Below are 26,518 nucleotides of genomic sequence, written 5' to 3'. Positions count from 1 at the left end.
TCTCTGAAATCCATCTAAATAGAATAGATTATGAGAGCAGCAGGAGGATTGCGGCGGCACGAACCTATTCAGGTATAAAATCGTCCAGATTAGCGGATTTCTCCACTTCATGCCATTCCATGTACAGTAAGACAGGCGGAATATAGATGGGGTTGCTCCACGAATAACTGCCATCGTGAAGGATACTGCCGATTAGCACTTCCCCTTTAGAATCGGTTTGCAGCTTCCATTTCCCGCTTGCCATTGCCTTTCCTTGCTCTACCATACGGTACGCTTCCGACCAGCTTAAACGAGGCCCTGGAAGATGTTCAATTTCGGCAATATGTCGCTCATAATTACGTATTCTCTCTTCGTCAATTCTGGCTGCTTCTTCCGAGTCTTCTTCAGAGTCCCATTCGAGTTCAAAATAAACTCCTTTAATTTTTGCTTTAAGTACAGCGTCACGGAAAGTATCGGTGACAAAGACGTGAGTCCCCACAGACTCTTTAACTTTAAAAATGTTTCCCTTAATACGTTCTGCATCAAAAACAATTTTTTTAAATGCAACAACTTTTCCATCCTCATATCTAATAGTGTCAGATTTTTCATAATTAACGGCATCTGATAAATTCATAACATTAATAATTATAAATTCATCGTCTCCAACAAAAACTTCTAACGGCTGTATTTGACCTCTCATGTATTCCTCAAGACATCTATACATCGTTTTACTCATAACAGGAATACTTAGCAAATATCTGGGGTAATCCTTTCCACTCCCTTTTTTTATCACACTAATTTCTGTTTTAATCCAATTTTCAATATACTTTCCTGTGCAAAACTCTAAATTGGTATCGTACTCTTTAATTGAAATGGAGTATTTAGCATCGGATTTTAATCTCCAAACCTTCATGTTTCATTCTCGTTCCTTTCTATCAAATTAATTTCGCCTAAATGTGCGGAATTCTCTACTTCATGCCAATCCATAGATCAAATTTTTATCGACTCTAGTCAGCAATTAATGTAGCGTCCATGCTGCGTGATCTCTCCTCTTTTGCTATACTCTTAAATATATGGAAAATTAAAGGAGTCTCTGACATCGATGAAAATTCTATCTTATTCGTCCTTGCTTGCGAGTGCTGTAATTGGAATATCGTTAGTTGCCAGCAGCTTAATTCTTCGTGATGGAGCCTCAACGGATACGGTCGCGTCCGCTATCGCCTCTCCTCTTCCATCTCCAGCCGCCTCAACGGTTCACGATAAACCTCTGCTTACAATTGCGGAAGCCGGAGAGCTGCTTGGCTTGACCGAGCAGGAGCTTAGGCAAATGATTGCTGCTGAAAAAAGTAAACTGAATCGCACTGGATCCTTTACCGGAGAGATGATTCCCTATATTAAAATCGGGAACAAAATTCTGATATCCCGCGATGGGCTTATGCGCTGGCTGGACGACGCTTCCCGCTCCAGAAGAGAATATGCGGATGGAATCGTGACTAATTAATTGCACTCTTGCCAAAACAAAAAGCGCCTCCCTTCGCAGGGCAGGCGCTTAATCGATTCAATCTATTACTTGGACAGAGCGTCCGTCAGAACAGGAACAACTTGCGATTTGCGGGAAACGATGCCTTTCAGCGTCGCTTTGTTGGCGTCCAGCTTCACGCTGAAGGCTTGCTCGAACGCAGCCGTCTCTTTGCCAAGAGCGATTGCAACGGAGTCATTGTTCAGGATGTCCGTCGTTACGAATACGAACAGGTCCAGACCTTTGGAAGCGATGATGTCGTTCAGAGCCGCTTCCACTTCCGCTTGGCGGGAGAATACGTCGTTCAGGTCAACTGCGTTGACTTGAGCGATTTCGACTTTAGCGGAGCCCATGGAGAACTCTTTGGAGTCAAGGCTGATCAGCTGGGCAACGGTTTTGTCGCTCAGATCCGCGCCTGCTTTGAGCATGCTCAGACCGTATTCCTCAGCGTTAACGCCGGCGATTTCAGCCAGCTCGCGAGCTGCGGCTACGTCCTGCTCGGTGCAGGTCGGGGATTTGAACAGCAGGGAGTCGGAAATGATCGCCGACAGCATCAGGCCGGCAATTTCCTTCTTCACAGCTACGCCATGCTCTTTGTACAGCTTGAGCAGAATCGTCGCGGTGCAGCCGACAGGCTCGGCACGGTAGTACAGCGGAGCCTTCGTTTCAAAGTTGGCGATGCGGTGGTGGTCGATAACCTCAATTACCGTCACTTGATCGATATCGCCCGCGCTTTGCTGGCGCTCGTTGTGGTCGACGAGAATAACCTGTTTAGCTTCCGCAGCTACCGCTTCAACAAGGCGTGGAGCGGCTACGCCGAACTGATCCAGCGCATATTGAGTCTCGCTGCTTACTACTCCAAGGCGAATGGCTTCAGCGTTCAGGCCGATTTGGTTTTTCAGCTCCGCGTAAGCAATTGCCGAACAAATGGTATCGGTGTCGGGATTTTTATGACCGAAAACTAGTACTTTTTCCATCATCGTACTCCTCCGCAAATAGATTCATATAAGACCTGTCCCCGATTATACCTCAAATCCGCCCGGCAAACCATACCTTCACAGCGAAAAACCGACAATTCCGATGGTTAATTCTTTTCCAGCCTGATTGATCAAGGGCACCAAGCAGTTTTTCGTCCGGCGGGTGGCACTAGAGCATATCCAAATGCCTCGCCCTGCAGCTATATGACAAGCTTTACTCCGCTTGTTTTTTGCTCCAGCATCTTGGAGACGATCGTGCCGATATGCGCTCCTCCTTCGACGGGCGGCGTTCCTCCCTGATGAATATTGGACAGCACAGTGCGGGCCGATTCCACCATTCCCTTTCTGGGCCGGTAACACATATAAGCGCTCATCGATGAGGATGACACGAGCCCGGGCCGCTCCCCAATCAGCATAACGAGGACATCCGGCTCCAATATTTCTCCGATATGATCCATTACCGCGACACGTCCGCCCTTGATGAATATCGGCGTGCCCGCCTTCAGCCCATAAGCGTTAAGCGAGTCCATCAACGCGGGGTACACGTCAGAGAGATTATGCTCAATCGCGTTGGCGCTCAACCCGTCCGAGACGACAATTTGCACTTGCGCCCGCTTCTGGCATCCTGCACGCAGCCGGTTGATGCTCTCTTCTGTCAGCAGCCTGCCCATATCGGGGCGTTTCAAATAATTTTCCGTATTCTCGTAGAGCGTCTCCACTTGAAAAAGCTGGAACTTCTCGATCAGCTTATCGCTAACTTCACCATAAACTGTGTCCACAGCTCCAGCGTGATCGCAGCGGAAAAGCAGCATTTCCCGGGTTAACGGCCGCGTCCCCGCTCTCCATACGCCAATCCGGGCAGGCGTCGCAGCTTGCAGCTCCTCCAGCATTTCCGCCGAACGCGGCTGCGGAATATTGTTTCTCCGGTTATGCCTTAACGGAGTAAACGATTCGTTTGATTCCGCCACGGCAGACGGCAGCTGTTCCTGTGGTTGGAATTCGTCCTTGATGTCGCTTCGGGTCGTTCCCTTTGACTGCGATGCCGTGCCAAGCCGCTGTTGGAGCTCCTGCATAATTCGGTTGGTCATTTCCTCCAAATCTAACGAATCCATGCCGCCTGCACCTCCTATCGAAATGAATGGAATATCGTCGGGTCTCCGGCGTCTGCCGTCAGCTTGCCGTTTGCCATAATCCCCATATTCTCCAGCCATCGCTCAAATGCAGGCGCCGGCCTGCGCCCGAGCGTTTCTCTTAAAGTCGCGATATCGTGGAAGCTTGTCGATTGATAGTTCAGCATGCAGTCGTCCGCCATTGCAACACCAATCAGGAAATTAACGCCTGCCGACGTCAGCAGCACCGACAAGTTATCCATGTCGTTCTGATCCACTTTCATATGGTTCGTATAACAGACGTCAACGCCCATTGGCAGCAGGTGCAGCTTGCCCATAAAGTGGTCTTCCAGACCTGCGCGGGTAACTTGTCTGCCGTCATACAAATATTCCGGACCGATAAAACCGACAACGGTGTTTACGAGAAACGGCTTGAACCTTCTCGCCAATCCGTAACAGCGCGCTTCCAGCGTCACCTGATCGATGCCGTGATGAGCGCCTCCGGACAGCTCCGAGCCTTGCCCCGTCTCGAAATACCAGAAGTTCGGCCCGGCGGATGTGCCTTGGCTGCGAACAAGCGCATCTGCCTCGTTCAGCAGCGCAAGATCGATGCCGAACGACGTATTCCCGGCTTGCGAGCCCGCAAGACTCTGGAAGATGAGATCCGCATAACCGCCGTTCCTGATCGCCCGCATTTGCGTGGAAATATGCGCCAGAACGCAATTTTGGGTCGGAATGCTCCATTTGTCCATGACTTCCTTCGTCATGTTCATAATCGCTTTTACGCTATCTGTTGTATCAATTACAGGATTGATGCCAATCACGGCGTCTCCGATCCCGTAGCTCAATGCCTCGTACAGGGCCGCCTGAATGCCGGTCACATCGTCGGCCGGGTGGTTAGGCTGCGCCCTTCCCGATAACACGCCGCGCTGGCCGATGGAGGTGTTGCAGTGGGTAATGACTTCGATTTTAGCGGCGGCTTGAATTAAATCCAGATTGCTCATCACCTTGGCGACAGCCGCGACCATTTCGCTCGTCAGTCCTCTGGAGATGCGCCTAATCTCGTCCGCTCCGGTCGTGGAAGCCAGCAAATACTCGCGCAGCTCGGCAACGGACCAATTGCGGATTTCGGCATAGATTTTCTCATTTATATCTTCCTCAATCACCCGGGACACTTCATCGTCTTCGGGCGGCAGAAGGGGGTTTTCGCGAATATCGGATAAGGTCAAATGGGCCAGCACCCATTTCGCCGCCATTCGTTCTTTGGCATTTTCGGCCGCAAGGCCTGCGAGCTGGTCCCCGGATTTCTCTTCGTTGGCTTTCGCCATTACTTCTTTTAAATGACGAAAAGAATACGTTTTGCCGAGCACCGTCGTCGATAGATTCATCCGTACTCCTCCTAACCGCTGTGGAAAGCCAGCGTCTTCACAATAACCGGAATCATCGTATCCCGGATCGGTTCCCCCAAATCCAAATAATCGCCAAACTCGACTTTGATCTGGTCTACGCACACAATGGATAATTCTCCGGACGAGCGCAGCTTCAGCGCTTGCCCGAGCGCCTTGCCCATATCGTTCTCGCATAACACGATCAGCGTCCGGCAGCCCGGAATCATCGTCCGGTAATGGGCAACAAGCGATTCGGAAAGCTGCCGGATCAGTTCGTAAGTGACGGTCTGCAAATGGGGAATAAACAGCGCAAAAGGCGGACAAACATCGGCATCGTATACTTGCAAGCCGAGCTCGATCGCCTTTTTCACCTCTAAATGGTCCAGCTTGATGACAGGAATGTTTTTCATCGGTAGCAGCCCCGGGGACATATGGATCGTAGCGCCGCTAATCTCCGTGCTCTGCATGCCCGCTCCGATTACCGTCGCCCTGAACGTATGGTCGGGAACAGCAAGCGCAAACGGATAATGTCTCGCTTCTTCGCGCAAACAAGCGGCCAAAAGCGGGCCGAAGTCGCCGTACACAGCCGTTTCCGGCAAGCTCTGCGGGTTGGCGGTAATCAGCATGCCGCCTACGCCGCCGGAAATCATCAGCTCTTCGACCGGCGGCATGATCGGCACTTTCCCATTCACGCTCAGCAGTACGCCCGTTGAATCCGTATCCCCTGCCAAGCAATCAAGCATGCTGCGGCTCATTTGCCTTGCGACCTCTTTCAGGTACCCGAAGCTTACCGTCTGGCCAGCCTCAAGCTTGAACCCGTTCGCATCCAGCCACGGCCGGATCGCCGCGGATATATAAATCACTTCGCCTTCCGGGCGAAGCCGGACCAATCTTCCGCCGACATGGAATGTCACCGTCTCCACCATATGCCCACGGCGGAAAAACGAGGTGTTCGCCGTCCCCCCGCCGACATCGACATTGCAGACGACTCCGCGCATTTGCAGCGATCGCTTCATCGCCCCGGAGCCTTTACCCGCAAGCAGCGACTCCAGATCAGCGCCCGCAGTCGCGACGACAAAATCCCCGGCTCTGTCGGCAAGCGAGTGCAGCAATTGCTTGGCGTTGCCCTTGTTCGCCGTTTCTCCGGTAATGATTACCGCGCCCGTTTTAATGTCGGACAGCCGGATGCCCGCCGCCTGATATTCCTTTTGCAGCCAAAGCGACACCTCGGCCATATCAATTTCAGTCTCGCTAAGAAGCGGCGTTGATGTTACCTCGCTCTCATAGGCGAGCAGACGCTCGGCAATTTCAAATCTCGGCAAGCCGAAAGGGCTCGATTTGCGGGCCAGCTTTAACCGGCTGACAATGAGCTTCATCGTGCTTGTGCCGAGATCGATGCCGACGCTTATGATCCATTGTTCATCCATAAGCTATCCCCTATCGCTCGTTCCCTTCGGCTGAAGCAGGCTTTCGATCCGTTCGCGCAGCTGTTCTACGCCCTCCAGCGTCATCGCGGACACTTCGAAGATGTCCCCTTTCGGCATCGCTTGCCGCAAGAAACGCTTCGCTTTGGCCGTATCCGCCTTCGGACTGTCGATTTTCGTCACCACACCGAGCGATGGAACCGGAAACCCTCCGGCAAAGCCGGGCGGAAAATAGCTGCGCTCCCGCGTCGCATCCTGAACGAGTACGAGCAGGCGCGTGTCGAAGGAGGTTGCGATCAGGAATCGGTACTGCAGCGGGTTCTCGCAGTATTCCCCGGGCGTATCAATGAGCCAGTCCCGGAATACGAGGCTTTGGGTTTTGGAAGCAGGCCGCTCCTCATCAAGCAGCGCCCGGATCAGCGTCGATTTGCCGGCTCCGACCGAACCGATGACCATCGCCCGCTTCATCTACGACCTGGTAATGGAAGCCGGGGTAAAGTCCAGCTTCCCGCTTAAAAACTCATTGACGGCTATTACGGCCATCTCTACCGCCGACACTTCGCCGCTAACGACAAGCGAGCCGGTGAAGCGATCCAGATAACCGATCCCGACTACGGCCGCTTTTGTCGCGATGTCTGCGGCGATGATCGCCGTTTCCGTCGGCGTAAGCGTCATAATGCCGATCGCGCCCGCTTCCTCGAGCCCCAGTCTCTCATATAGGATGGGATCGGGATTCGCAATAATATGGGACAAAGTGACCTGTTTGCCCGGTACATATTCTTGAATGACTCGTTGCTTTTCCATAACTTGGCCTCCTTACGGCTCCCCGACCTCCAGCGAATCGACGATTCCGACGATAATCGCATCAATCGGCACAACCTTCTGCGGAAACAGCATGCGTGCGGGATTGCCTCGGGAGACAATAACTCGCTCCCCTACACCGGCGCCGATCCGGTCAACGGCGATTACCGTCTGACCGGAACTGTTGCCGGAGCTGTCGATCGGCTGAACAATCATCAGCTTCAAGTTTTCCATGCCGGCTTCCTTCTGCGTCGCCCACACGCTGCCGACCACTTTGCCCAGGAGCATTTCCATCACCCTTTATCCGAAAAGTGCAGGACAATCCCTTTGTCCCGTAACAAATCTTTAGCCAAAGGGGACACGATCGTCCCGCGCTCCACTTCAAGCAAGCCATTGAGCGAAGCCGCCTGGGCGGATACCCAATCCGCCGTTATCAACGCGACATCCGGCTTAGTTGATGCCGTACGGGAGGCCGCTGCTGCGGCGGACGAGCCGTCTGCCTCATAACCGGCCCCATCGCTTTTCAGAAGCTGGAAGTAACGGACAACTTCCCCTGCCAGATCCTGTCCCGGCCCGAACGTAATGCCCAGCTCCTCCAGCTCAGCCAGCCGTTTTTGAAACAGCTTCGTGTAACCTGGAGACAGGCTCAGCACCTTTAACGTTTTGCGGTCGTTCCTTTTAACTCCCGGGCTATCCTTCCCGACCCACACCGGCTTGTTCAGCAGCAGCGCGGAGAACACGATTTCCGCTTTAACCGATCCTTTCAAGCCGGCAGCGATACGCGAGGCGTTATCCAGATCGATCTCCGGAATAACAACGCCGTCATAATCTTTGGGCAGTTCAATCGGAGCAGGCGCATATTCATCAACGGCAATCGTCTTGCCTGCGCCGGAAGACTCCATGCGGCTCATCCCGATCCACGCTGACGTTACGCCGTCCAGAAACATGAGATCATATTCGATTCCGTGATTGTCTAATAAAATAAATTGGTCCGAGTGCGCCTCATGCGCGCGGCTGTCGCAGAAAATAAAAAGCAGTTTCGGCGCTTTCCGCTGCGGATTCGGCTTGTCGGACAAGCTCATTATTTCCCTGGCAATATCTTGGACAAGCTGTCGAATGTCCACGTTTTCACCGCTTTTCTGTATCGTTAAGTCGAGAGGCCTACAATAGACGCCCGGTCTCCCTGATTGATAAATCCGGCATTCGCTTCGTCCGTGTCGATATGGAGATCAAGCGAGAAACGGGGGTCAACGCGGATGACGACCTCATGCAGCTCGAGCGGACGCTGTCCATGCGTCCGAACCTGCACGCGATCCCCGTTTTTCACCCCGTAAGCTTGGGCATCGCCGGGCGACATATGGATATGAGCCTTGGCCGCAATGACCCCCTGCTGAAGATAAATGAAGCCTTTCGGGCCGTAGACGGCAATGCCCGGCGTATCCGCGATATCACCAGACAGCCGTAGCGGAGGATGAATCCCGATCTGAAACCCGTCTGTTCGGCTGATTTCCACCTGCGAAGCGCCCCGAGACGGCCCAAGTATGCGAACGTCCTTAAGCATGCCTTTTGGACCGGCAAGCGACACCGTCTCTTTAGCGGCGAATTGGCCTTTCTGCGACAGCTCCTTAAGCGGAATAAGCGAATATCCGGAGCCGAACAGCTTCTCGATATGCTCGGCGGACAGATGAATGTGCCGGTTGGATACGCCGATCGGGATGTCCGGCAATGCCGGCGAAGCTTGTTTCCCCGGCATTGCGCCTGACTTTCCGACGGTAATGCCCCGGCTCTGCAAGAAATCTCTCGCCGCCGGCGTTAATCGGCAGCCGTCGCTGAGTACGTAAGGATTCGGCAATTCTCCTTTGCTCAGCGAAGCCCGCAATTGCATTTCCGTGATGAAGGGCATAGGCGATTATCCTTGAACGCGCGGCAGAATGCCCTCAATATCCGTGTGCGGTCTTGGGATAACATGAACGGACAACAGCTCGCCCACTTTTTCGGCAGCCGCTGCGCCCGCATCCGTAGCAGCCTTAACGGCGCCTACGTCTCCGCGCACCATAACGGTCACGATCCCGCCGCCTACATGCTCCTTGCCGATCAATTTGACGTTGGCCGCTTTCACCATTGCATCCGCCGCTTCAATTGCGCCTACCAGACCTTTTGTCTCAACCATGCCTAATGCCGTGTATTCTCCTGCCATTTGTAATTCCTCCTCATAGGATCAAATTAAAGTTATGAATGGCCCGCTTGAATTTCTTCCAGAACCTTACGAATAATGTCCTTTACTTCGTCGCGGCTGATCTCCGCAGCAAGTTTACTTTCAACTTGCCGGGCAGCCTGATCGACCCGATTCTCCAGCTCCATTTCCCGGAGGCCGAAGGCGACGCGTTTGATATTGATCAAATGCATCGGACCTACGTTGTCGGAAGTGATGTTGTGGCCGTAAGAGCCGCACCCGAGCGTCAGCGACGGGAAAATGCCGCTAGTCGCGCCAATCGCCCCGAACGTCGTCCCGGCATTCACAATTATGCGTGAAGCCGGCTTCTCCAGGCCGAAAGCTTCGATGACGTCCATCTCCTCGCAATGAATGCCAAGCGAATGTCCCAGCCCGCCGTTTTCCAGCAGCTTCGTGCAAATCAGGCAGCCGTCGCGCCAATTGTCGCATGTGTACAGCGCCAGAATCGGGCACAGCTTCTCGAGCGAGAACGGAACCGCTTTGCCGATTTCCGTCTCTTCCGCGACAAGGACCCGGGTGCCAGCCGGAACCGCGATGCCTGCCATTTCTGCGATATGGGCTGCAGAACGGCCGACAATATTCGGATTTAACCTGCCGCCCGCCAAAATGACCGAAGCAACCTTGCTTTTCTCCTCCGGATTCAGCAGATACCCGCCGTTAGCGCGAATTTGCTCCATGACTTTTGTTTTAACCGCCCGATCGGTTACGATCGCTTGCTCGGAAGCGCAGATCGTTCCGTAGTCGAACGTTTTGCTTTCGAAAATCCGCCGAACCGCCTCTTTCACTTTTGCGCTTTGATGAATGTACACCGGCACGTTGCCGGGTCCGACGCCGTAAGCCGGCTTGCCTGAGCTGTATGCGGAACGCACCATCGGCGTGCCCCCGGTAGCCAGAATCAAATCGGACAGCTTCGACTTCATCAGCTCCTGCGTCGCTTCCATCGTCGGCTCGGTCATGCAGGCGACCGCATCCTTCGGACCGCCCGCCCGCTCAATCGCGCTTTGCATGATGCGCGCCGTCTCCAGCGTACAAGCAAGCGCCGAAGGATGAGGACTGAACACGATGGCGTTCCTTGTTTTAATCGAGATCAACGCTTTGTACATCGTTGTCGACGTCGGATTGGTGGAGGGGACGATGCCGCAGATGACTCCGAACGGCTGAGCGATTTCCCACAGCTTGTTCGCCTCGTCCTTGCGGATAATGCCAACCGTCTTCATATCCTTGATGGCTGAATAGATCGTGCGTACCGCGAACAGATTTTTCGTCTTTTTGTCCGCTGCATTGCCAAAGCCTGTCTCGTCCACTGCCATTCGAGCCAGACGTTCCGCTTCGCGCTCTCCTGCCTCCGCCATTGCGCCGACAATCGCATCTACCTTTTGCTGGGACAGCGATTCCAGCGCTTTCTGCGCCGTTCTCGCTTTGCGCAGCAGCTCGCGGGCTTCCTGAATCGATCTAAGATCCTTATCTTCGATAGTCAAACCTCTTCACCCCTTACGTGCCGATATTCAAGTCAGCCAACTTTCAACGGTTAGCTTTCCTGCGCCGGCTTTACAGACTTGGGTGCAGCAGCTGCGCTTGCCGCTTTTGCAGTCGCAGCAGGCGCTCCGCTTGCCGCCGCTCCCTTAACCGCCGTCTTTTTCTGAATCCATTCCGTAAAATCAAACGCCGGTCTTGGAATAACGCTGTAATGAAGCAGCTTGCCAAGCGCCTTCGCCGTTTCCATGCCTGCACGAACGGCCTCCTGTACGGAGGATATATCCCCATAGATGTAAACGGTCATAATGCCGGCATCCGCCTTCTCATACGTGTGCACTTTCACATCAGCCGTCTTGGCCGCCGCGTCTGCCGCCGCAATCAGAGCGACAAGCCCCATCGTCTCAATCATGCCGAGCGCCTGTCCATTTCCTTCTGTCATTCGCTTCCCCTTTCTCGCTAGAAGTCTATCGGCTTAATCGCAACGCTTCTAACACCTGCAGCAAAGGCTTCAGCAGCCGCTGTGCAATCCGACTGGCTGCCGGTCAGCAGCGCGCCCGCGAAGTTTGTCTCCGTCGGCGGGCCGAAAAACCGGCAAAGCCTGACGTTCGCCGCCTTCATCGCGAGATCAAGAGCGATCATCGCCTCCGCCGGCGGCGCGATCAAATAAGCGAGCGGCTCGCCCGGGCGAATGCCCGCCAGCTCCGACAAATACGTTCCCGTACTGGAAACAACGTGAGCGTAGTAAGCATGAGAGCCTTCCTCGTTCAAGGAATAGAAGCAGGCGGAGCCCCTCATCGTTTCCACGGCGGCGTCCAGGCCGCTTTTCACTTCTTCCGGGCTGGCCCCGCCGAGAATGCCGATGAACTCGCCCGATAACGGCCCGGATGCATGCGCCGAACCCGCGTAAAACGACTTCGCGTACACAACCTCCACGTCGGCTTTTTTGGTCGCTTCGTCAATCGCGGTATACCCGACATCGTCAATCGTGCAAGTTAATATGCCCAGGCTGCGAATATGCGGCTTGACCTGCAGCTGCGCGCCAAGCTCGGGGTCCACGTTCGGAATGACGCGCGCGGCAAGAGGCACTGCCCTTACTTCCCGATCCATCCTGACAACCACCTTATCATCCGTTTGTTCACCGCTTGATTTCCGTGACTCAGCCTGCAGCTTCCAGCTTTCCTTTGCTGTCTTTCGGTTTTTTCAGCGCTTTAGTAGCGATATACTGATAGTCGACTTTCACGACTCCTTCGGTCGTTCTTAAATCATCCAGCAAGTAAGGAATCTTCTTAAACTTATCGACTTTCAGATTCAACCGCAGATTTACCAGCGAAGCCTCATGATCCTCTGCCTGTGAATCCGTTGAAATCTGAGTAATCGTCGCCCCGTACTGCTCCATTCGCGCTATAACCGTTTGCAAGCAGGACGGCCCGTCCGTCATGGCCAGGCCAAGCTCGATATGCTTGCGGTTTCGAGTAAAATACTTCTCCAGCTTGTTCAGCAGAAACAAACTGACAAGCACGAGAAAAGCGGTAAGCAGCGCCCCATAGTAGAAACCCGCGCCTACGGCCAAGCCGAGCGCGGCGACAACCCACAGCGACGCGGCCGTCGTCAGGCCCGAGATCGACAGGCCAGTGCGCAAAATCGTTCCCGCGCCGAGAAAACCGATGCCGCTGATTACTTGGGCGGCCAGGCGGGCAGGGTCCATACGAACATTCGCTTCATAGGCGAATTGGCTGAAACCGTAAATCGACAGCAGCATGATGAGCGCGGAACCCAGACAAACGAGAATATGGGTGCGGAAACCCGCCGCATGATCTCCCCATTCTCTCTCCAATCCGATTAAGCCGCCGATAATCAGCGCGGACACGATCCGAATCGTCAGTTCGGCATGGCTGATCTCCCATATGCCGGGCGTCATGTGCAGGTCCATTTTACTCGTCCCATTTCACACTGATTCTTTGCTTTTTCTCGAAATACACGATTTCTTCGTAACCCGTGCGCTTGGCTAATGCCATCGCCTCATCCAGCATCGTGCCGATATCGTCCGGAAAATGCGAATCCGAGCTTAGCGTAATCGGCACGCCGTGCGCGTGAAGCCTGCTCAGGAACGCGGGGCTTGGACACATTTCCTTAACCGGATACCGGTAAGCAAGACCCGTATTGATCTCCGAAGCGACGTTCGCTTTTTTCAGCGCTGCAGCTACCTCGTCATACAGATCCAGCAGCAGCTTCTCGTCAGGTCTGTACCCGAACACTTTCAAATTGTCGAGATGGGCTATAATATTGAATATTCCGGAGTTGGCTGCTTTGATTACATGCTCGAATAAATACTTGTACAAGCCTAACAAATCCTTGCTTTCATACAGTTCCTTCGTCTCCGGGTTGTCAAAACCCCAGCCATCCAGGAAATGAACGCTTCCAATAACGTAATCCAGCTCGTACTTGTCCAGAAGAGACTTCAGCTCCTCCTCCCCTCCCGGAAAATAATCGGCTTCCACGCCGACGGATAAAGGGTAGCCCTTCCTCTGCAGGTTGCGCGCGGCTGTGAGGAACTCGTCAATCGAGCCAACGCGAACCCGGTCATACCAGTAACGCTGAAGCTTTCCAAGCTCGCTGTCGTCCATCAAAATATATTTCTCGTAATAATCGCGGAACTCCTCGAACCGGTAAAGATGATCGACCATCCCGAAGCGCTGAATCCCTTTTTTCTGGCCTTCAATCATGTACGCCTCCAGCCATCTTTCGGAGAAGCAGCCTTCGTCCAATCTTACTTTCAGTCGATCTACCGTATGTTCAATCCATGAGAGCGTATTCGGCTCGCTGTCCGGCTTCGATTCCCCAGGCACAATTTGCAGCGCCTTGGCCGTTCTCTGCAGCCAAGAGAAGGAATAAGGGCCTTCCTCAAGATGGAAATGAAAATCTACTTTCACTGTTAGTCCTCCTTGTCGGCGATGAAGATTGCAATATCTCTGTCGTTCAGGTTATTTTGCCATTCCTCCGGGCATTCACGATCGGTCACAATGGAGTAGACGTCATCCAGCGAGCATATTTTGGCGAACGTCGCTTTGCCGAATTTGGACGAATCTGCGAGGAAAATCGTCTCATCGGCTCTCTCGATCATCTTGCGGGAAATCGTAGCTTCCGAAAGCGCGTAATCCGTAACGCCGTCCTTCAGCGACAAGCCGCCTGCCGAGAGAAACGTTTTGTTCACCCTAAGCTGGTCCAGCATCAATTCGGAAAGCGGGCCGGACGTTGTTTTCTGATGTTTGTTCAGCTCCCCGCCGGTAAAAATAATCCGGCCCGGAAACACTTCCATCGCTAGCAGCATCGCCGGCGCCGAATGGGTGACAATCGTTACATCCGCACGGTCGCCGAGGTTGCGAATCACTTCCAGCATCGTTGTCCCGTTGCCGAGCATGACCGTGTCCCCGTAATTGATCATGGCAGCGGCATATTTGCCGATAGCCGCCTTCTGGGCGGCATTGATCTGCGTTTTCTGCTCAAACGGCAGCTCCGACGAATCGGCTCTTACTTTGACGGCCCCGCCATATACCTTTTTCAGCTTTCCGTCGTTGTCCAGACGTTCCAAATCGCGTCTGATCGTCTCGGCGGATACGTTAAACTCGTCGGCGAGCACCGTCACCTCGACTTTGCCCTCTTTGCTTACGTACTCCAATATTTTTTTCTTTCTCTTCTCAAAGGATAAAGACATAAAGCCACCCTATTCCGATTTATTAAAGCTTTTCATTCGTCGTTTAACGCGAACACTTCATTTGGATTTATGTTGATTGTTGTTGTTTGTTAGTTGAATTATAAGCGCTTACACCATTTTAGTCAACAAACTTCCATAAGTTCAGAGCGCTTCGGCATCGGATATCAAAAAAAGCCGCCTGTCCGGAATCGGACAGGCGGCTTAACAAGATTAGTGACCAGCGGCATACTCCCGCTCTTGCTCGGCCACGGCTTGAGGATCCATTTTGCCGTTGCCCATGAAGAAAGCAAAGATCAGGGCAAGCGCTGCCGGAATGAGCGCCCAAGCGAAGGTTTGGACGATCGAGGAGGATAGTTCGCCCGTAATTTTCTCCAGCAGATCCGGCGGAATTTTGGCGCGCATAGCCGGGTCCATCAGCTCGCGCGGATCATGCAGCGTAAAGCCTGGAAGCCCGGCCCCGTCCGCCGCTCCAGCAACAGCTCCGCCAGCCGTGCCGCCTGCTCCAGCGGCGTCGGCGCCAGCAGCTGCACCCGGCTCAGCTCCGCCTCCAGCACCAAGCACTTTGGCCAGTTTATTGGAGAACAGGTGGCTTTGGATAATGCCGAAAATCGTAATGCCAAGCGCCATGCCAAGCGCCCGCAGGAAGTTCAGCGTGGAGCTGGCTGCGCCGCGGTCCTGCACTGGCACGGAGAACATGCCGGCATTGCTCAGTACGGAGAAGGACGCGCCGATGCCAAGTCCGACAAGCACCATAAACAGCCTCAAGATCCAGATGTTCGTGCCGCCGGAAATTGTCGTGAGCAGGCCGAGGCCAATGACAAGCAGAGCGAGCGTCGGAATCATAAGCGTGCGGTACTTAAACTTGGTCATCAGGAAACCGCCCAATGTGGCCGTTACTACGGAACCGACCATCATCGGCAGCAGCACGAGACCGGAGTTGGTCGCCTTGCCGCCCATTACGCCGGAGATAAATATTGGAATGTACATCGATGCAGTGACAAACGCCGCGCCCGCGAAAATACCAATCAGGTTACTGGACGCGTATACTTGGCTGCGGAACATGCGGAACGTAATGATCGGCTCCTTGGCGCGCAGCTCGAACATAACAAACAGCACAGCCAGCAGCGCAAAACCGCCGAACAGTCCAAGAATGAGCGCGGAATCCCAAGCGTAGGTCGTTCCGCCAATCGTTTTGCCGCCAAGCTCAAGCGCAAAGATCAGACAGATGACGGCGCCGACAAGCGTAGCCGCTCCGCCCCAGTCGATTTCCTGGCGGCTGTGCTTTGCGGACTCCTTGTAGAAAGCCCAAACGAACACAAGTGCGAGTAGACCAAGGGGCAGGTTGATGTAAAAAATCCAGTTCCAGTGAATGTAATCCGTAATGTACGCCCCAAGCAGCGGGCCGAAAATACTGGAAAGACCGAATACGGCGCCGAACAAACCGCCCAGCTTGCCGCGTTTCTCTGCCGGAACGGCATCGAACATAATTGTAAATGCGACTGGAATCATCGCGCCGCCGCCAAGGCCTTGAATGGCCCGGTATATAGCCAGCTGCTCAATCGATTGGGCAATGCCGCAAAGAGCAGAACCAATCATAAATACGATAAGTCCAAACACAAAAAATCTCTTTCTGCCGTACATATCGGACAGCTTGCCGAAAATCGGCATACCAGCCATTTCCGCGACCATATAAGCTGAAGTAACCCAGACGAATTTGTCGAGCCCTCCTAACTCCCCTACAATCGTCCCCATTGCCGTTGACACGATCGTTTGGTCCATGGACGCCATCAGCATGCCAAGCAGCAAGCCGGCGATAACCAGGCCCGTGTTGTTGCGTGAGGTCTGATTCATACGTTTGATCCTCTTCCTTTCCTTGTGCTGCCGGCTTCTCCGCCGGACGCATACCCAATTATTATAGCCATGTACCCCGGGCATAAAATCAGCCTTCAGACGGATTAAATTCCGGATGCTTTACAACTATAACAAAACAATCCTGACAACAGTCTGTCAGGATCGCTCATCCACCGCTTGCTGATTCATGTATTTTGCTTCAATACGCTTGCACACATACCAGGAGGCAAAAATAAACACAACAACGTAGAGCAGTTGAACCGGATCACGGTAAAAACGAGCCACATCATGGCCGACATAGGAAACGGTAAGCACCATAATTCCTTTGCCTATGGCAATCGCCGTAAAAAAACGGGCGACACTCATGCGCGACACGGCTGCAGCCATATTGACCAAAACAAACGGGCCGACAGGGAACAGGCTTAGCACAAATACGTAACTGAACGCATTGCGGCGAATCCAGCCCATGCTGGCCTGCACCTTAGGCTTGTCCGCCCAGCGGCGGGCAAGCCGGTGTCCTGCGGCAGCCCGCACGATAAGAAACGTCGTCATGCAGCCGCCGACGATACCGATCCACGAATAAAGAAAACCGGCCCAAAGACCGTAAACCGCTGCATTAACGCCAACGATCAGCAGGGTCGGCAGCGGAGGAATGAATGATTTAAGAAACGTGAGCAAGATGCCCGGCAGCGGCCCGAAGGACCGGTAGCGGTCCAGCAACTCTAGCAAACGTTCCTCAGTCATATAGGACATGATTTCGTTCAACATATGGTATACTCCTCACGGGAGAGACTTGGAATCCGTTTCGCCCTCCAACAGCCTTTGTGCTTCATTTTACTCTTGAGAAGCGGCGGAGGAAAGAACATTAAGCAAGGATTTCGGGCAACCGGCATAACCCGCCCTCCCCAGCATACCCTAACAGAAAAAGCGGAGACGCTTCGATCCTAAGGAGTTTATATGAATCCAATCCTGCTTGGCAGCTTGGCGACGGCAGTGTGCACCATTGTCGGGGCACTTCCTGCCTTGTTTTTCACGAATATTACCCATAGAGGCAAGGACGTTCTTCTGGCTTTTACGGCTGGAATTATGGTTGCCGCCTCCACATACGGCCTCATTCCGAGCGCCCTTAAGCTGTCGAATATGCTTACGCTCACGGTGGGCATCCTGCTTGGAACGATCGTCCTGATGCTGCTGGAGCTGCTTATTCCTCATACCGATCCGTCGCATGACTCCAACGTCGATCTGTCTCCGGGCAGTATGGCAGCCTCGCGAAAATGGTTCGGGATGGACCGCAGCTCCATGCTGTTTCTGACCGCCATGGCGCTGCATAACTTGCCGGAAGGACTATCCGTCGGCGTCAGCTATGGGAGCAGCGAAGCCCAGCTTGGGCCGATCGTGGCAGTCAGCATCGGAATGCAAAATATCCCCGAAGGCTTCCTGACCGCGCTTTTCCTGATTACCCAAGGGATGCGCCGAGGTCATGCGGTGCTCATGTCCATCGGCACCGGCGGGCTGGAGCTGCTCGCCGCGCTTGCAGGAGTCAGCTTTGTATCCGTCATTGAACCGATTGTGCCGTACGGCCTTGCTTTTGCGGCCGGAGCGATGCTGTTTGTCGTGTACAAGGAGTTGATCCCCGAAAGCCATGGCGACGGCAACGAACGCGCCGCGACGTTTTCGTTCATCGTAGGTTTAATCGTGATGATTGCAATGACCCATACATTAGGCCAATAATGCGAAAAAGACCGCCCCTCGTCGCAAACGACGCCTGGGGCGGCCTTTTTTTCATGCCATGCTCTTATTCCTTGCCGGGAAGCTCGCAGGCTTCGTCAGGCGCGCAAGCCGCTCCGTCTTCAACCTCTGCGCTGGATGATCCGCTCTGCTCCTGCTCTGCCCAAGCCTGCTGCAGCACCTGCAGGAACGCCGCTGGCGACTGGGCTCCGGAAACGCCAAGCTTACGATCAAGCACGTAAAACGGCACGCCGCGAATGCCCAGCTCGGAGCCGATTCCTTCCTCGGCGCGCACCAGCTCGCTGTAGCGTTCGGAAGCGAGCACTTCCTCCGCCTCTGCCTGCGGCAATCCAGCCTCAGCGACCAGTCCGGCGAGCACGCTGCGGTCCTCCAGCAGCAGGCCATCCGTAAAGTACGCCTTGAACAAACGCTCCGCCATAACGTCGCCTTTGCCCTTTTCTACCGCCCATGCCATCAGGCGATGCGCGTCAAACGTGCTGCCCCGCTTGATGTCGTCAAAGTTAAAGGTCAATCCCATATCCGCCGCCTGACGGCCCAGATTGGCGTTGTTCGCCCGAATCTGATCCGATGTAGCGCCGTACTTATCAGCAAGAATGTCATGGATATTGCTGCCTGGAACGTACTTTGTGCCAGGATCAAGCTCGAAGCTGCGATAAACAACCTCAACCTCGTCTTTATGCTCAAAAGCAGCCAGCGCCTCCTGGAACTTCCTTTTGCCGATATAACAGAACGGACAAGCGTAATCCGACCAAATTTCCACTTTCATGAAGTGAACCTGCCTTTCCGGCGGCAAAACTCCGCCCGCAAATGTAACTATAATAGTTACATGTTAACACAAGAGGGCTTCATGAGCAAACAACCCGTTAAATGCCGCTGTCGCCGCCAAAAAATGGCTTCAAGCCGCCATTGTCCGGCTGTCGCTCCAAATGCTCCTGCGTCTGCGTTTGCGTCTCCGGTTCTTCAACCAATAGCCGCAGGGCGTTCAGCTTGTTCTCCCAATAAAGGTCGAAATACGCCAGCCAGCGCCGCAATTCCAGAAGCGGATCGGGGTTCATTTGGTAGCGCGTTTCCCGCCCGACCTTCCGCTCCCGCACAAGTCCCGCATCGGACAAAATATGAAGATGCTTCGAAACGGCCGCCCGCGTCATGGAAAAATGGGGTGTTACTTCTTTAAGCGGCAGCTCGCCTGCATCCTGCAGCAGCAGAAGCATTTGCCGCCGCGTCGGATCGGCGATCGCCTGATAAACATCGGGCTTCGGCTTCTGCAGTCCCACCTCTAGCTCTCCAAAACAGACGCCAGCTTTTTGACGATGCCGACCCAGCCGCCGCCCATCCGCTCGCGCACTTCGCTATGCGGCTGGCCGAACTCGGTTACGCCTTCCTCCAGCCAGCCGGAATGAATCAGCGTGAACTCCGTAACGCCTGGCTCAAGCTCCTTCAGCAAAAAGGTGACCGTCCAATCCTTGCTCCACTTGAACGAAAGCTTATGAGGCGGAGACAGCTCGGTTACGACACATGGAGAGTCGCCGAACGGCCCCGAGCGCAAAATGAATTCCGCCCCTTCCTCCGGACGAAACGTATTGGGCATAAACCACGAAGCGATTCCTTCCGAAGTTGCGGCAGCCTGCCACACTTTATCAATCGGCGCTTTAATCACTTGTACCTGGCGGACTTCCGGCAGCTGGCGCGAGGATATGCTCATCTTATAATTCCTCCATTATTCTGTAATTTGAGATTAGGACATGCCAAAACACAAAATTAGGATACCATAGGGTATCCTAATTTGGCAACGGCTCTTACTCGTAGTGGAGTCATTAAGTTTTACCTCTTCGCCTAATTTTTACCAATATTTAGCGATACGTACGCTTTTCCATTTGATCGAGGCTTTTAAAGGTATAACCCTGCGACCGGGCTCCGTCAATGATGCGGCTCAACGCTCCCGCATTGTCGCTCGACACCGCATGCAGCAAAATGACCGCGCCGGGATGAAGCTGAGCCATTACGCTGCGATATGCATAATCCGCACCTTTTTGAGCGGACGTATCCCAATCCTTGTAAGCGACCGACCAGAAAATATTCCGGTAGCCTTCAGCGGCGCTTGCTGCCAGCATCGTTTCGCTAAAAATTCCTCTTGGCGGCCTTAAATAGTCCATCTTCTGCACGCCGGTCAGCCCGGCAACCGCCTGTTTGACGTCCGCCAGCTCTTTACGGATTTTATCCTGCGGCAGCGTGCTCATATCGGGATGGCTCCAGGAATGATTGCCGACGAGATGGCCTTCCGACGTCATCCGCTTAACCAGCTCCGGCTCGGTTTTTACGTAATGTCCCGTAATGAAAAAGATTGCCGGAACCTGCTTCTCCTTGAGCACGTCGAGAATTTTGCCCGTCAGCCCGTCCTTTTCATACCCGTTGTCGAACGTCAGATACAGCTCTTTTTCCGCCGTATTCCCTAGAAACACTGCCCCGTGCTTTTCCACCATCGGCATAAAACCTTCCTCCGCTATAGATGGAAGCGCGCCGTTTTGACTTTTTTTAAATCCGAAATGATAGGCCTTGCTCCAGCCTGCCGCCTGCACATCCTCGCCGTGATGCGGGGGCAATTCTGCCGCTATTGGAACGACATAATTAGCATCATGAACGACTGCGCTCTGGGACGCTCCAGCGCTGGACGGAAGCGCTGCGGCCGAAACGAGCAGCAAGCTGCCCGCAGCTGCGAGTATGCTTTTTTTCATCCTTAACCCCTCCTGCCAATCTGTGCACAATCTCCCTTGGTATGCGCGCTCCGGGAAGCTTTTATTCACAATTTGCGGGACAAGAGGATGTTTACATGTGTATAACTTATCCTGTGGATAAGTGGGCAAAATTTGCAAAACCTTTATATTAAGCCCCCGCTGCCCTGTTCATACTGGGGATAATGTTGTGGACAAACAAAAATCCGGACAGCATCTGCTGTCCGGATAAGGATCACTGCGCCTGGTATGCAGGCAGCTCTGTTAACCTTTTTTGGTCAAAGAAGTAATCGTGAGCTGTTTTAAGGAAGCATCTCCATCCACAGCCTCTTCTGTGTACTCAATCGATACGGCGTCCCCTTCTGCCAGCTGATTCGCTGTCTCTTGAACCGCCTCGCTGAGCTGGAACGCCTGCGCCTTCCCGTCGATTTCAATTTCAACGGTATGAGAGTCCGCCAAGCCTACAAATTTGCCCTCGGCTTGTTTCGTCTCCCCCTGCCCGGAACCCGGCTCCTCCGTCTCATTCCCCGAAGACGACGGTGCTGGCGAAGGCGACGGAGAAACAGATGGAGAAGGCGACGGGCTTGAGCTGATTACCGGCGACGGGGATGGAGAAGGAGACGTTGTCCCTTCCTGATTGTCGGCATTACCCGAGCACCCGGCCAGCACGAGCAGCAGAACGGCGCTCGAAAGCGCATATAGTCGGTTTTTAGATGTTCGTTTATTCATAGGTGCAGCACCTCCATTCTCTATAACGAACGGAACCGCCTAAATGTTCTGGCCTGCTCAAAACAATCCGTTTTAGCTGGCGGAGGTCAGTGTGATGGAGCCGTCCTTAGCCGTATACATCACATGCCAGTTCAGCAGCTCGGCAATGAAACGCAGCGGTACGAGCGTTCGGCCGTTTTTGTCAATTACGGGAGCTGCAGGAGCTTTTTGCGCAGCTCCATTAACCGAATAGCTGTTTTTGCCGATCCAGAAGCCAAGCTTGTCGGAGCCGGCGCTTACCCACACTGCTTTGGATTTGTTGTCAAACGATACCGTAGCGCCGATGCCCTCGCTCAGGAAGCGCAGCGGAATATACGTCATGCCGTTCCACAAAACCGGAGTTGTGTCCATCTGCGTTGCGGAGCCGTTAACCTGAAGCTGCTTGCTGTTCAGCTTCATCCATACCGTCGTAGTTGACGGCTCAGTAGGCATTGGCGTCGGAGCTTCCTCCATGAATTTATCCTTCATCTGGGTCACAATCGCGCCGCCAAGCCCTTGACCGACTCCAAATACAAATTTGAAGCCTTCGCGTCCGGTTGCATAAGCAGCGTCATATTGACCCGCAGCATACTGATCAAGCGCCGTTTGAATTTGCGCTTCATGTTTCATCAGCGCCTCGGTTGCAGCAGCCGCAGGCAGATTACCGCCGGTAGCCGATCCCAGGAAGGCTCCGAATTCTTTGGCAAAGTTGTTGATGCGCCCTTGCACCGCTTGTTTAGCGGCTGCATCGTTATTTTTGACGGCGGTCACATAATCGGCCTGCGCGTTAATGTGGTCGCCCGTCCAAAGCTTCTCAAAGCCGTCCGCTCCGGCGCTGCCGTACAGGGAGCCAATCGCCGCTTTCCAATCGGCCGTATTCATCGCTTCAGCGGCTACGAGAGCTTGCGAATCCTTGGCACCGTCCCATTGCTTCTGCATTTGCAGCACCGACAGCGCCACATGCTCCGAGACGAGCTGGTTCAGAGCGGAGCGCAGATCGGCTGCTTTGGTGTCCGGCTTCGAACCGGCGAACTTCTCCGGCATCTGAGCGACGATGGCGCCCGACAGCGCTTTGCTGATTGTAAACATCGTTTTGTAGCCTTCGCGGTAGGCCTTGTAGGCATCGGCGTAATCGCCTGCAGCATACTCGTCAAACACAGTCTGCACCTGGCTTTCATGCAGCTTAATCGCTTGCATGGCAGCTTCCTTCGGAAGCTTGTTGCCCGTTGCTGCGGCCAGGAAGCTGGAGAATTCATCCACGAAGCTCTGCACCTTCGCTTCCGCCGCTTTTTTGGCATCCGCATTGTTCATTTTCACTGCTTTAGCCAGTTCATCCGTTGCTTGGTTATGCCCCCGGAAAATGCGGCCGAACTCGTCGGCGCCGGCTTTACCGTACAGCGATTCAATGGCCGGAAGCATATCCAGCGCGTTCTGGTCCAGCGCTTTAAGCGCGGCTGCTGCATCCTTGGAGCCGTCGTAGGCTTTGGTCATAGCGGCGACAGCCAGCGCAAAATGCTCGGAAAGCAGCTGGTCGAGGCTTGCTCTCAGATCGGCGGCCGGCGTAACGGCCGACGGCTGAGCTGCCGCTTGGGCGGGAGCTGCAGCGGCAGCGCCTGCTGGCACCGCAAGAGCTAGAGTCAGTACGGGTATAATCATCTTTTTCATGTTCATCACGTTCACTCCTCAAGTTTGGATTATGGCAATTGTTCTTGAACCTGCTTCAGCTAGGGAAACGCTTTGATGAACGGTTTGGATGACTAATTCCGAAAAAATAAAATAAATATTCCAAACCGTTTCAACGCTGTTTGGAACGGTTAATGATAAAGCCAAAAAAGGCTGTCCGGGTCACATAAATGACGTCGGAACAGCCTTTTTAATAGAGATGAACCTACAGCGTACCGTACGATTCCAGCCCCAGCTTCTCCACAAGCTCGCCGCTCTCGCGGTTCAGTCCGGTAATCGTCACCGACTTGCCAGCCACCGCATATTTGCCGCGCATACGCGCAATGGCGTTGACGCCGGAATGGTCCCATACGTGGGAGCGGGTAAAATCGACCGTAATCCGGTCCGGATCGCGCGCAGGATCAAAAGCCTCGCTAAAATCGGCAGCCGTTGCAAAAAACAGCTGTCCGGTCACGTTATAAGCGATGCTGCCATCCTCATGGAACCGGGACTCAACCTTAAGCCGCGAGATACGCCGGGCGAACACCACCGCGCTGAGCAGAACCCCGACGATAACGCCAAGACCGAGATTATGCGTATAAAGCACGACGGCAACCGTCACGACCATAACGAGCGAATCTCCGATTGGAGCGCGCCGCATCTCCCCGATCGACCGCCAATTGAAAGAGCCGATGGCAACCATGAACATAACGCCGACTAGAGCGGCCATCGGAATCTCTTTGACGGCAGGGCTTAGGAACAATATGAGCAGCAGGAGCACCACTCCCGCAGTAAGCGTAGACAGCCGTGTGCGACCGCCGGAGCGGACATTGATTACCGACTGGCCAATCATCGCGCAGCCAGCCATGCCGCCGAAAAATCCCGTTGCCAGATTGGCAAGCCCCTGGCCTTTAACCTCGCGGTTTTTGCTGCTTGGCGTATCGGTAATTTCATCGAGAATATTGGCCGTCAGCAGCGACTCCAGCAAGCCTACCAGCGCCATCGAAAGCGAGTATGGCAAAATAATCATCAAATTGTCCAGGTTCGGCACAAAGTCCGGCAAATGGAATACCGGCAGCGTTCCGCTAAAGTTGGCGACGTCGCCTACAGTTTTTACATCCAGCTTGAACAGCAGCACAGCGGCGGAAACAACGATAATGGCCGCCAGCGCCGACGGAAACTTTTTAGTCAGCCGGGGAAGACCAAACACGATGAGCAGCGACAGCCCCACCAGCGCGTACATCGTCCAGCCTTGGCCCTGAAAATGAACCAGCTGAGCCATAAAAATCATAATGGCGAGCGCATTTACGAAACCGTTCATGACGGAGTGCGGCACAAAGCGGATTAAATTGCCCAGCTTCAAATAACCGATCACAAGCTGTATGACCCCTGTCAAAATGGTTGCGGCAAACAGATATTCCACGCCGTGATCGCGCACGAGTCCAACCATCAGCAGCGCCAGCGCGCCGGTTGCGGCCGAAATCATCGCCGGACGCCCTCCGGCAATCGAAATAATGATCGCAATCATGCAAGAGGTAATCAGTCCAACCATCGGGCTGACTCCGGCAATAATAGAAAAAGCGAGCGTTTCTGGAATAAGCGCAAGCGCGACCGTAATGCCGGAAAGCAGATTTGCTTTTGGATTCGGCAGCCACTCCTGCTTCCAATTGGATATGAAATTCAAAAAGATAACCCTCCCGTTCAGTCCAACTCTGAAAAACAATCCGTTGCACCTCGTATGGATAGCATTATAAGGCTTGGCGGGGAGAGAGAACATCATTGCAACCTTCAAAGAAAGCGCTGACATGTGGTTATATCTCCTGAAATCTCATTGTAGCTTCATTTTTTCACTAGCATGGAGACGATACAGCACAGCACAAACAGCCATACCGGAGCGCAGAATTATCCATCCTGCTCCGTTATGGCTGCTTCTGATTTCCAACCCGTACTCTATTGATTCGTGAAATACAGCGCCTGCGGTCCGGACGAACCGCCGGTCAGGCTAAGCCTGGACGGGATTGTTTTTCCCTTGCGGCTTACCTTAAGCTCGGCGAACTGCCAAGCCTTCGTAAAGTCCAGATAACCGGAATTTAGCAGCTTGCCGCCCCAGCCGATCGTGTAATGCCCCGAGCCGCCTGCAGCGTTGAGGTACACGCCGATGGTGCGTCTTTTGTCGCTTTCATTGTTGATCTGTACGGAAAGGTCGTAAATGACCCCGTAGTTGCCGCTGTTGACGACCGTTGCGCCTGAGATGGCGTCCCGGCCGTTCTCGTATTCACCGGGCATAAAGTCCGCCCATTGGCCGGAAGGAGCGGAAGAGACGCGGATAAGCGAGTTGCCTGCAGAGGTGTTGTACACCAGCGTTCCGGTGCGGTCATAATGAGGAAAGGTGCCGCGCACATGTTTGTCGGGCGGCAGCATCGGCTCCGCCAGCGGATTGGCTGGCCGCTGGCCGGCGTAGCCAAGCGTCGTGACCGTCACCGGCGCATTGCCGCCTGCCGCAGATTCAGCCCGCAGCTGCAAATAGCTGGTAAGCGTATCGGATGACGGAACCGCGTAGGTTTTCCAATACGTTTCGCCCGGCTCCAGCACGGCAATCGGCCTTTTATAACCGCGTGATTTCAAAAAGGCGTCGAGTGCGTTCTGCCCGGCTTGATCCGGGTAGTAATCAATGCCCGCCCCGGTCCCTTCTTCATACAGCTTGACCTTGTAGCCGCTCGTATTGGTTACGGCGGCCGCCACGTTCAGCAGCGATCCGGTCATATTGGCCTGGTGGGAAAAGATGCGAAATGAGCCGCTGACCGTGTCCCGGTAAAAGCCTCCCGCTGATGTCGGCGACTCCGGGGAGTTGCTCAAAATGAGCGTGCCTCCCGACGGTGACAGCACCGGCTTGCTCATCGGGGCAGCCGGCTTCAGCGTTTCAATCGGCACGATCCGGTTCGGATTCGACATTGCTGCCGTCTGCAAGCCTGAGCCCGCATCCGGCTGCAGCACCGGACCCGCAGAAGCAGCCGGATTCGCCGGGCTTCCGCCCGCTTCCAGAACCGTCACCGGCAATTCCGACGCTGCGGCCGTACCGCCCGACAAAAGCACGGCTGCAAGCGCAGCCGAAAGAAGCCTCTTCACTCTTTCACCCATCCATCATTCCTCCTCATCCGAATT

General features: G+C 54.1%; 29 protein-coding genes. 2 read left to right on the top strand and 27 right to left on the bottom strand.

Annotation, left to right across the window (positions count from 1 at the left end):
* Positions 1-64 precede the first annotated feature (64 nt).
* Entirely contained in the window at positions 65-892 is an 828-nt protein-coding gene (locus M3223_RS21800; protein ID WP_251565570.1) for an imm11 family protein, read from the bottom strand.
* Positions 893-1,081: 189 nt separating this feature from the next.
* Here M3223_RS21800 and M3223_RS21795 point away from each other — a divergent pair, with 189 nt between their 5' ends.
* Complete coding sequence (locus M3223_RS21795; RefSeq protein ID WP_251565568.1) at positions 1,082-1,480, top strand: helix-turn-helix domain-containing protein; 399 nt, start codon at positions 1,082-1,084, stop codon at positions 1,478-1,480.
* A gap of 65 nt (positions 1,481-1,545) precedes the next feature.
* Here M3223_RS21795 and M3223_RS21790 read toward each other — a convergent pair whose 3' ends face one another.
* The 18 genes from M3223_RS21790 to M3223_RS21705 form a co-directional block, all read right to left on the bottom strand.
* Positions 1,546-2,475 carry a manganese-dependent inorganic pyrophosphatase gene (locus tag M3223_RS21790; RefSeq protein ID WP_251565608.1) on the bottom strand — a complete coding sequence of 310 codons (930 nt, stop codon included), beginning with the start codon at positions 2,473-2,475 and terminating at the stop codon, positions 1,546-1,548.
* A 200-nt stretch (positions 2,476-2,675) separates the two neighbouring features.
* Complete coding sequence (gene eutC / locus M3223_RS21785; RefSeq protein ID WP_285891401.1) at positions 2,676-3,587, bottom strand: ethanolamine ammonia-lyase subunit EutC; 912 nt, start codon at positions 3,585-3,587, stop codon at positions 2,676-2,678.
* A 14-nt stretch (positions 3,588-3,601) separates the two neighbouring features.
* Positions 3,602-4,972, bottom strand: a complete 1,371-nt coding sequence (locus tag M3223_RS21780) for an ethanolamine ammonia-lyase subunit EutB (RefSeq protein ID WP_251565566.1) — start codon at positions 4,970-4,972, stop codon at positions 3,602-3,604.
* 11 nt (positions 4,973-4,983) lie between these two features.
* Positions 4,984-6,399 carry an ethanolamine ammonia-lyase reactivating factor EutA gene (locus M3223_RS21775; RefSeq protein WP_251565564.1) on the bottom strand — a complete coding sequence of 472 codons (1,416 nt, stop codon included), beginning with the start codon at positions 6,397-6,399 and terminating at the stop codon, positions 4,984-4,986.
* Between the two features lie 3 nt (positions 6,400-6,402).
* Positions 6,403-6,864 (bottom strand): EutP/PduV family microcompartment system protein, encoded by a 462-nt coding sequence (locus M3223_RS21770; RefSeq protein WP_251565562.1) that lies wholly within the window; start codon positions 6,862-6,864, stop codon positions 6,403-6,405.
* A complete protein-coding gene (eutS, locus tag M3223_RS21765; RefSeq protein WP_251565560.1) occupies positions 6,865-7,200 on the bottom strand; it encodes an ethanolamine utilization microcompartment protein EutS in 336 nt (111 codons plus the stop codon).
* A gap of 12 nt (positions 7,201-7,212) precedes the next feature.
* Complete coding sequence (locus M3223_RS21760; protein ID WP_090785059.1) at positions 7,213-7,485, bottom strand: EutN/CcmL family microcompartment protein; 273 nt, start codon at positions 7,483-7,485, stop codon at positions 7,213-7,215.
* A 5-nt stretch (positions 7,486-7,490) separates the two neighbouring features.
* The gene (locus M3223_RS21755) at positions 7,491-8,321 is read right to left on the bottom strand and encodes a hypothetical protein (RefSeq protein ID WP_251565558.1); all 831 of its coding nucleotides are present in this window, start codon (positions 8,319-8,321) and stop codon (positions 7,491-7,493) included.
* 23 nt (positions 8,322-8,344) lie between these two features.
* Positions 8,345-9,100 carry a phosphate propanoyltransferase gene (gene pduL, locus M3223_RS21750; RefSeq protein WP_251565556.1) on the bottom strand — a complete coding sequence of 252 codons (756 nt, stop codon included), beginning with the start codon at positions 9,098-9,100 and terminating at the stop codon, positions 8,345-8,347.
* A 6-nt stretch (positions 9,101-9,106) separates the two neighbouring features.
* Positions 9,107-9,394, bottom strand: a complete 288-nt coding sequence (locus M3223_RS21745; protein WP_090779453.1) for a BMC domain-containing protein — start codon at positions 9,392-9,394, stop codon at positions 9,107-9,109.
* Between the two features lie 32 nt (positions 9,395-9,426).
* Positions 9,427-10,908: an acetaldehyde dehydrogenase (acetylating) gene (locus M3223_RS21740; protein ID WP_251565554.1), complete on the bottom strand. Its 1,482-nt coding sequence runs from the start codon at positions 10,906-10,908 to the stop codon at positions 9,427-9,429.
* Positions 10,909-10,958: 50 nt separating this feature from the next.
* On the bottom strand, positions 10,959-11,345 hold the full coding sequence (locus M3223_RS21735) for a BMC domain-containing protein (protein ID WP_251565553.1): 387 nt from the start codon (positions 11,343-11,345) through the stop codon (positions 10,959-10,961).
* 17 nt (positions 11,346-11,362) lie between these two features.
* Complete coding sequence (gene eutL, locus M3223_RS21730) at positions 11,363-12,013, bottom strand: ethanolamine utilization microcompartment protein EutL (protein ID WP_251565551.1); 651 nt, start codon at positions 12,011-12,013, stop codon at positions 11,363-11,365.
* A gap of 49 nt (positions 12,014-12,062) precedes the next feature.
* Positions 12,063-12,836 (bottom strand): MgtC/SapB family protein, encoded by a 774-nt coding sequence (locus tag M3223_RS21725; RefSeq protein WP_251565549.1) that lies wholly within the window; start codon positions 12,834-12,836, stop codon positions 12,063-12,065.
* A 1-nt stretch (position 12,837) separates the two neighbouring features.
* Positions 12,838-13,836 carry a histidinol-phosphatase HisJ family protein gene (locus M3223_RS21720; RefSeq protein ID WP_251565547.1) on the bottom strand — a complete coding sequence of 333 codons (999 nt, stop codon included), beginning with the start codon at positions 13,834-13,836 and terminating at the stop codon, positions 12,838-12,840.
* Positions 13,837-13,838: 2 nt separating this feature from the next.
* Positions 13,839-14,618: a DeoR/GlpR family DNA-binding transcription regulator gene (locus M3223_RS21715; protein WP_251565545.1), complete on the bottom strand. Its 780-nt coding sequence runs from the start codon at positions 14,616-14,618 to the stop codon at positions 13,839-13,841.
* 210 nt (positions 14,619-14,828) lie between these two features.
* Positions 14,829-16,469: an MDR family MFS transporter gene (locus tag M3223_RS21710; RefSeq protein ID WP_251565543.1), complete on the bottom strand. Its 1,641-nt coding sequence runs from the start codon at positions 16,467-16,469 to the stop codon at positions 14,829-14,831.
* A gap of 156 nt (positions 16,470-16,625) precedes the next feature.
* Positions 16,626-17,237 carry a TVP38/TMEM64 family protein gene (locus tag M3223_RS21705; RefSeq protein WP_251565541.1) on the bottom strand — a complete coding sequence of 204 codons (612 nt, stop codon included), beginning with the start codon at positions 17,235-17,237 and terminating at the stop codon, positions 16,626-16,628.
* Positions 17,238-17,426: 189 nt separating this feature from the next.
* Here M3223_RS21705 and M3223_RS21700 point away from each other — a divergent pair, with 189 nt between their 5' ends.
* Positions 17,427-18,200 (top strand): ZIP family metal transporter, encoded by a 774-nt coding sequence (locus M3223_RS21700; protein ID WP_251565539.1) that lies wholly within the window; start codon positions 17,427-17,429, stop codon positions 18,198-18,200.
* 64 nt (positions 18,201-18,264) lie between these two features.
* Here the strand turns inward: M3223_RS21700 and M3223_RS21695 are convergent, their stop codons facing one another.
* The 8 genes from M3223_RS21695 to M3223_RS21660 form a co-directional block, all read right to left on the bottom strand.
* Positions 18,265-18,984 (bottom strand): DsbA family oxidoreductase, encoded by a 720-nt coding sequence (locus tag M3223_RS21695; protein ID WP_251565537.1) that lies wholly within the window; start codon positions 18,982-18,984, stop codon positions 18,265-18,267.
* A 97-nt stretch (positions 18,985-19,081) separates the two neighbouring features.
* Complete coding sequence (locus M3223_RS21690; protein WP_353057726.1) at positions 19,082-19,492, bottom strand: ArsR/SmtB family transcription factor; 411 nt, start codon at positions 19,490-19,492, stop codon at positions 19,082-19,084.
* Positions 19,493-19,494: 2 nt separating this feature from the next.
* Positions 19,495-19,920, bottom strand: coding sequence for an SRPBCC family protein (locus tag M3223_RS21685; RefSeq protein ID WP_251565535.1), 426 nt, complete (start codon positions 19,918-19,920; stop codon positions 19,495-19,497).
* 148 nt (positions 19,921-20,068) lie between these two features.
* On the bottom strand, positions 20,069-20,950 hold the full coding sequence (gene pdaA / locus M3223_RS21680) for a delta-lactam-biosynthetic de-N-acetylase (protein WP_251565533.1): 882 nt from the start codon (positions 20,948-20,950) through the stop codon (positions 20,069-20,071).
* A gap of 261 nt (positions 20,951-21,211) precedes the next feature.
* Positions 21,212-21,676 (bottom strand): hypothetical protein, encoded by a 465-nt coding sequence (locus M3223_RS21675; RefSeq protein ID WP_251565530.1) that lies wholly within the window; start codon positions 21,674-21,676, stop codon positions 21,212-21,214.
* A gap of 72 nt (positions 21,677-21,748) precedes the next feature.
* Positions 21,749-23,365 (bottom strand): copper amine oxidase N-terminal domain-containing protein, encoded by a 1,617-nt coding sequence (locus M3223_RS21670; RefSeq protein ID WP_251565528.1) that lies wholly within the window; start codon positions 23,363-23,365, stop codon positions 21,749-21,751.
* 217 nt (positions 23,366-23,582) lie between these two features.
* On the bottom strand, positions 23,583-25,040 hold the full coding sequence (locus M3223_RS21665) for a SulP family inorganic anion transporter (RefSeq protein ID WP_251565527.1): 1,458 nt from the start codon (positions 25,038-25,040) through the stop codon (positions 23,583-23,585).
* A gap of 266 nt (positions 25,041-25,306) precedes the next feature.
* The gene (locus M3223_RS21660; RefSeq protein ID WP_251565525.1) at positions 25,307-26,494 is read right to left on the bottom strand and encodes a hypothetical protein; all 1,188 of its coding nucleotides are present in this window, start codon (positions 26,492-26,494) and stop codon (positions 25,307-25,309) included.
* Between the last annotated feature and the right edge of the window lie 24 nt (positions 26,495-26,518).

It is taken from the genome of Paenibacillus pasadenensis (assembly GCF_023715725.1).
In the GTDB taxonomy this organism is placed as follows: domain Bacteria; phylum Bacillota; class Bacilli; order Paenibacillales; family Paenibacillaceae; genus Paenibacillus_O; species Paenibacillus_O pasadenensis_A.
This window is presented reverse-complemented; position numbering and strand designations above follow the sequence as displayed.

Coding starts and splice junctions, on each gene's coding strand:
- M3223_RS21800 (WP_251565570.1), bottom strand. CDS start 892: ATGAAGGTTTGGAGATTAAAATCCGATGCTAAATACTCCATTTCAATT.
- M3223_RS21795 (WP_251565568.1), top strand. CDS start 1,082: ATGAAAATTCTATCTTATTCGTCCTTGCTTGCGAGTGCTGTAATTGGA.
- M3223_RS21790 (WP_251565608.1), bottom strand. CDS start 2,475: ATGGAAAAAGTACTAGTTTTCGGTCATAAAAATCCCGACACCGATACC.
- eutC (WP_285891401.1), bottom strand. CDS start 3,587: ATGGATTCGTTAGATTTGGAGGAAATGACCAACCGAATTATGCAGGAG.
- M3223_RS21780 (WP_251565566.1), bottom strand. CDS start 4,972: ATGAATCTATCGACGACGGTGCTCGGCAAAACGTATTCTTTTCGTCAT.
- M3223_RS21775 (WP_251565564.1), bottom strand. CDS start 6,399: ATGGATGAACAATGGATCATAAGCGTCGGCATCGATCTCGGCACAAGC.
- M3223_RS21770 (WP_251565562.1), bottom strand. CDS start 6,864: ATGAAGCGGGCGATGGTCATCGGTTCGGTCGGAGCCGGCAAATCGACG.
- eutS (WP_251565560.1), bottom strand. CDS start 7,200: ATGGAAAAGCAACGAGTCATTCAAGAATATGTACCGGGCAAACAGGTC.
- M3223_RS21760 (WP_090785059.1), bottom strand. CDS start 7,485: ATGCTCCTGGGCAAAGTGGTCGGCAGCGTGTGGGCGACGCAGAAGGAA.
- pduL (WP_251565556.1), bottom strand. CDS start 9,100: ATGCCCTTCATCACGGAAATGCAATTGCGGGCTTCGCTGAGCAAAGGA.
- M3223_RS21745 (WP_090779453.1), bottom strand. CDS start 9,394: ATGGCAGGAGAATACACGGCATTAGGCATGGTTGAGACAAAAGGTCTG.
- M3223_RS21735 (WP_251565553.1), bottom strand. CDS start 11,345: ATGACAGAAGGAAATGGACAGGCGCTCGGCATGATTGAGACGATGGGG.
- eutL (WP_251565551.1), bottom strand. CDS start 12,013: ATGGATCGGGAAGTAAGGGCAGTGCCTCTTGCCGCGCGCGTCATTCCG.
- M3223_RS21725 (WP_251565549.1), bottom strand. CDS start 12,836: ATGGACCTGCACATGACGCCCGGCATATGGGAGATCAGCCATGCCGAA.
- M3223_RS21715 (WP_251565545.1), bottom strand. CDS start 14,618: ATGTCTTTATCCTTTGAGAAGAGAAAGAAAAAAATATTGGAGTACGTA.
- M3223_RS21710 (WP_251565543.1), bottom strand. CDS start 16,469: ATGAATCAGACCTCACGCAACAACACGGGCCTGGTTATCGCCGGCTTG.
- M3223_RS21705 (WP_251565541.1), bottom strand. CDS start 17,237: ATGTTGAACGAAATCATGTCCTATATGACTGAGGAACGTTTGCTAGAG.
- M3223_RS21700 (WP_251565539.1), top strand. CDS start 17,427: ATGAATCCAATCCTGCTTGGCAGCTTGGCGACGGCAGTGTGCACCATT.
- M3223_RS21695 (WP_251565537.1), bottom strand. CDS start 18,984: ATGAAAGTGGAAATTTGGTCGGATTACGCTTGTCCGTTCTGTTATATC.
- M3223_RS21685 (WP_251565535.1), bottom strand. CDS start 19,920: ATGAGCATATCCTCGCGCCAGCTGCCGGAAGTCCGCCAGGTACAAGTG.
- pdaA (WP_251565533.1), bottom strand. CDS start 20,950: ATGAAAAAAAGCATACTCGCAGCTGCGGGCAGCTTGCTGCTCGTTTCG.
- M3223_RS21675 (WP_251565530.1), bottom strand. CDS start 21,676: ATGAATAAACGAACATCTAAAAACCGACTATATGCGCTTTCGAGCGCC.
- M3223_RS21670 (WP_251565528.1), bottom strand. CDS start 23,365: ATGAACATGAAAAAGATGATTATACCCGTACTGACTCTAGCTCTTGCG.
- M3223_RS21660 (WP_251565525.1), bottom strand. CDS start 26,494: ATGGGTGAAAGAGTGAAGAGGCTTCTTTCGGCTGCGCTTGCAGCCGTG.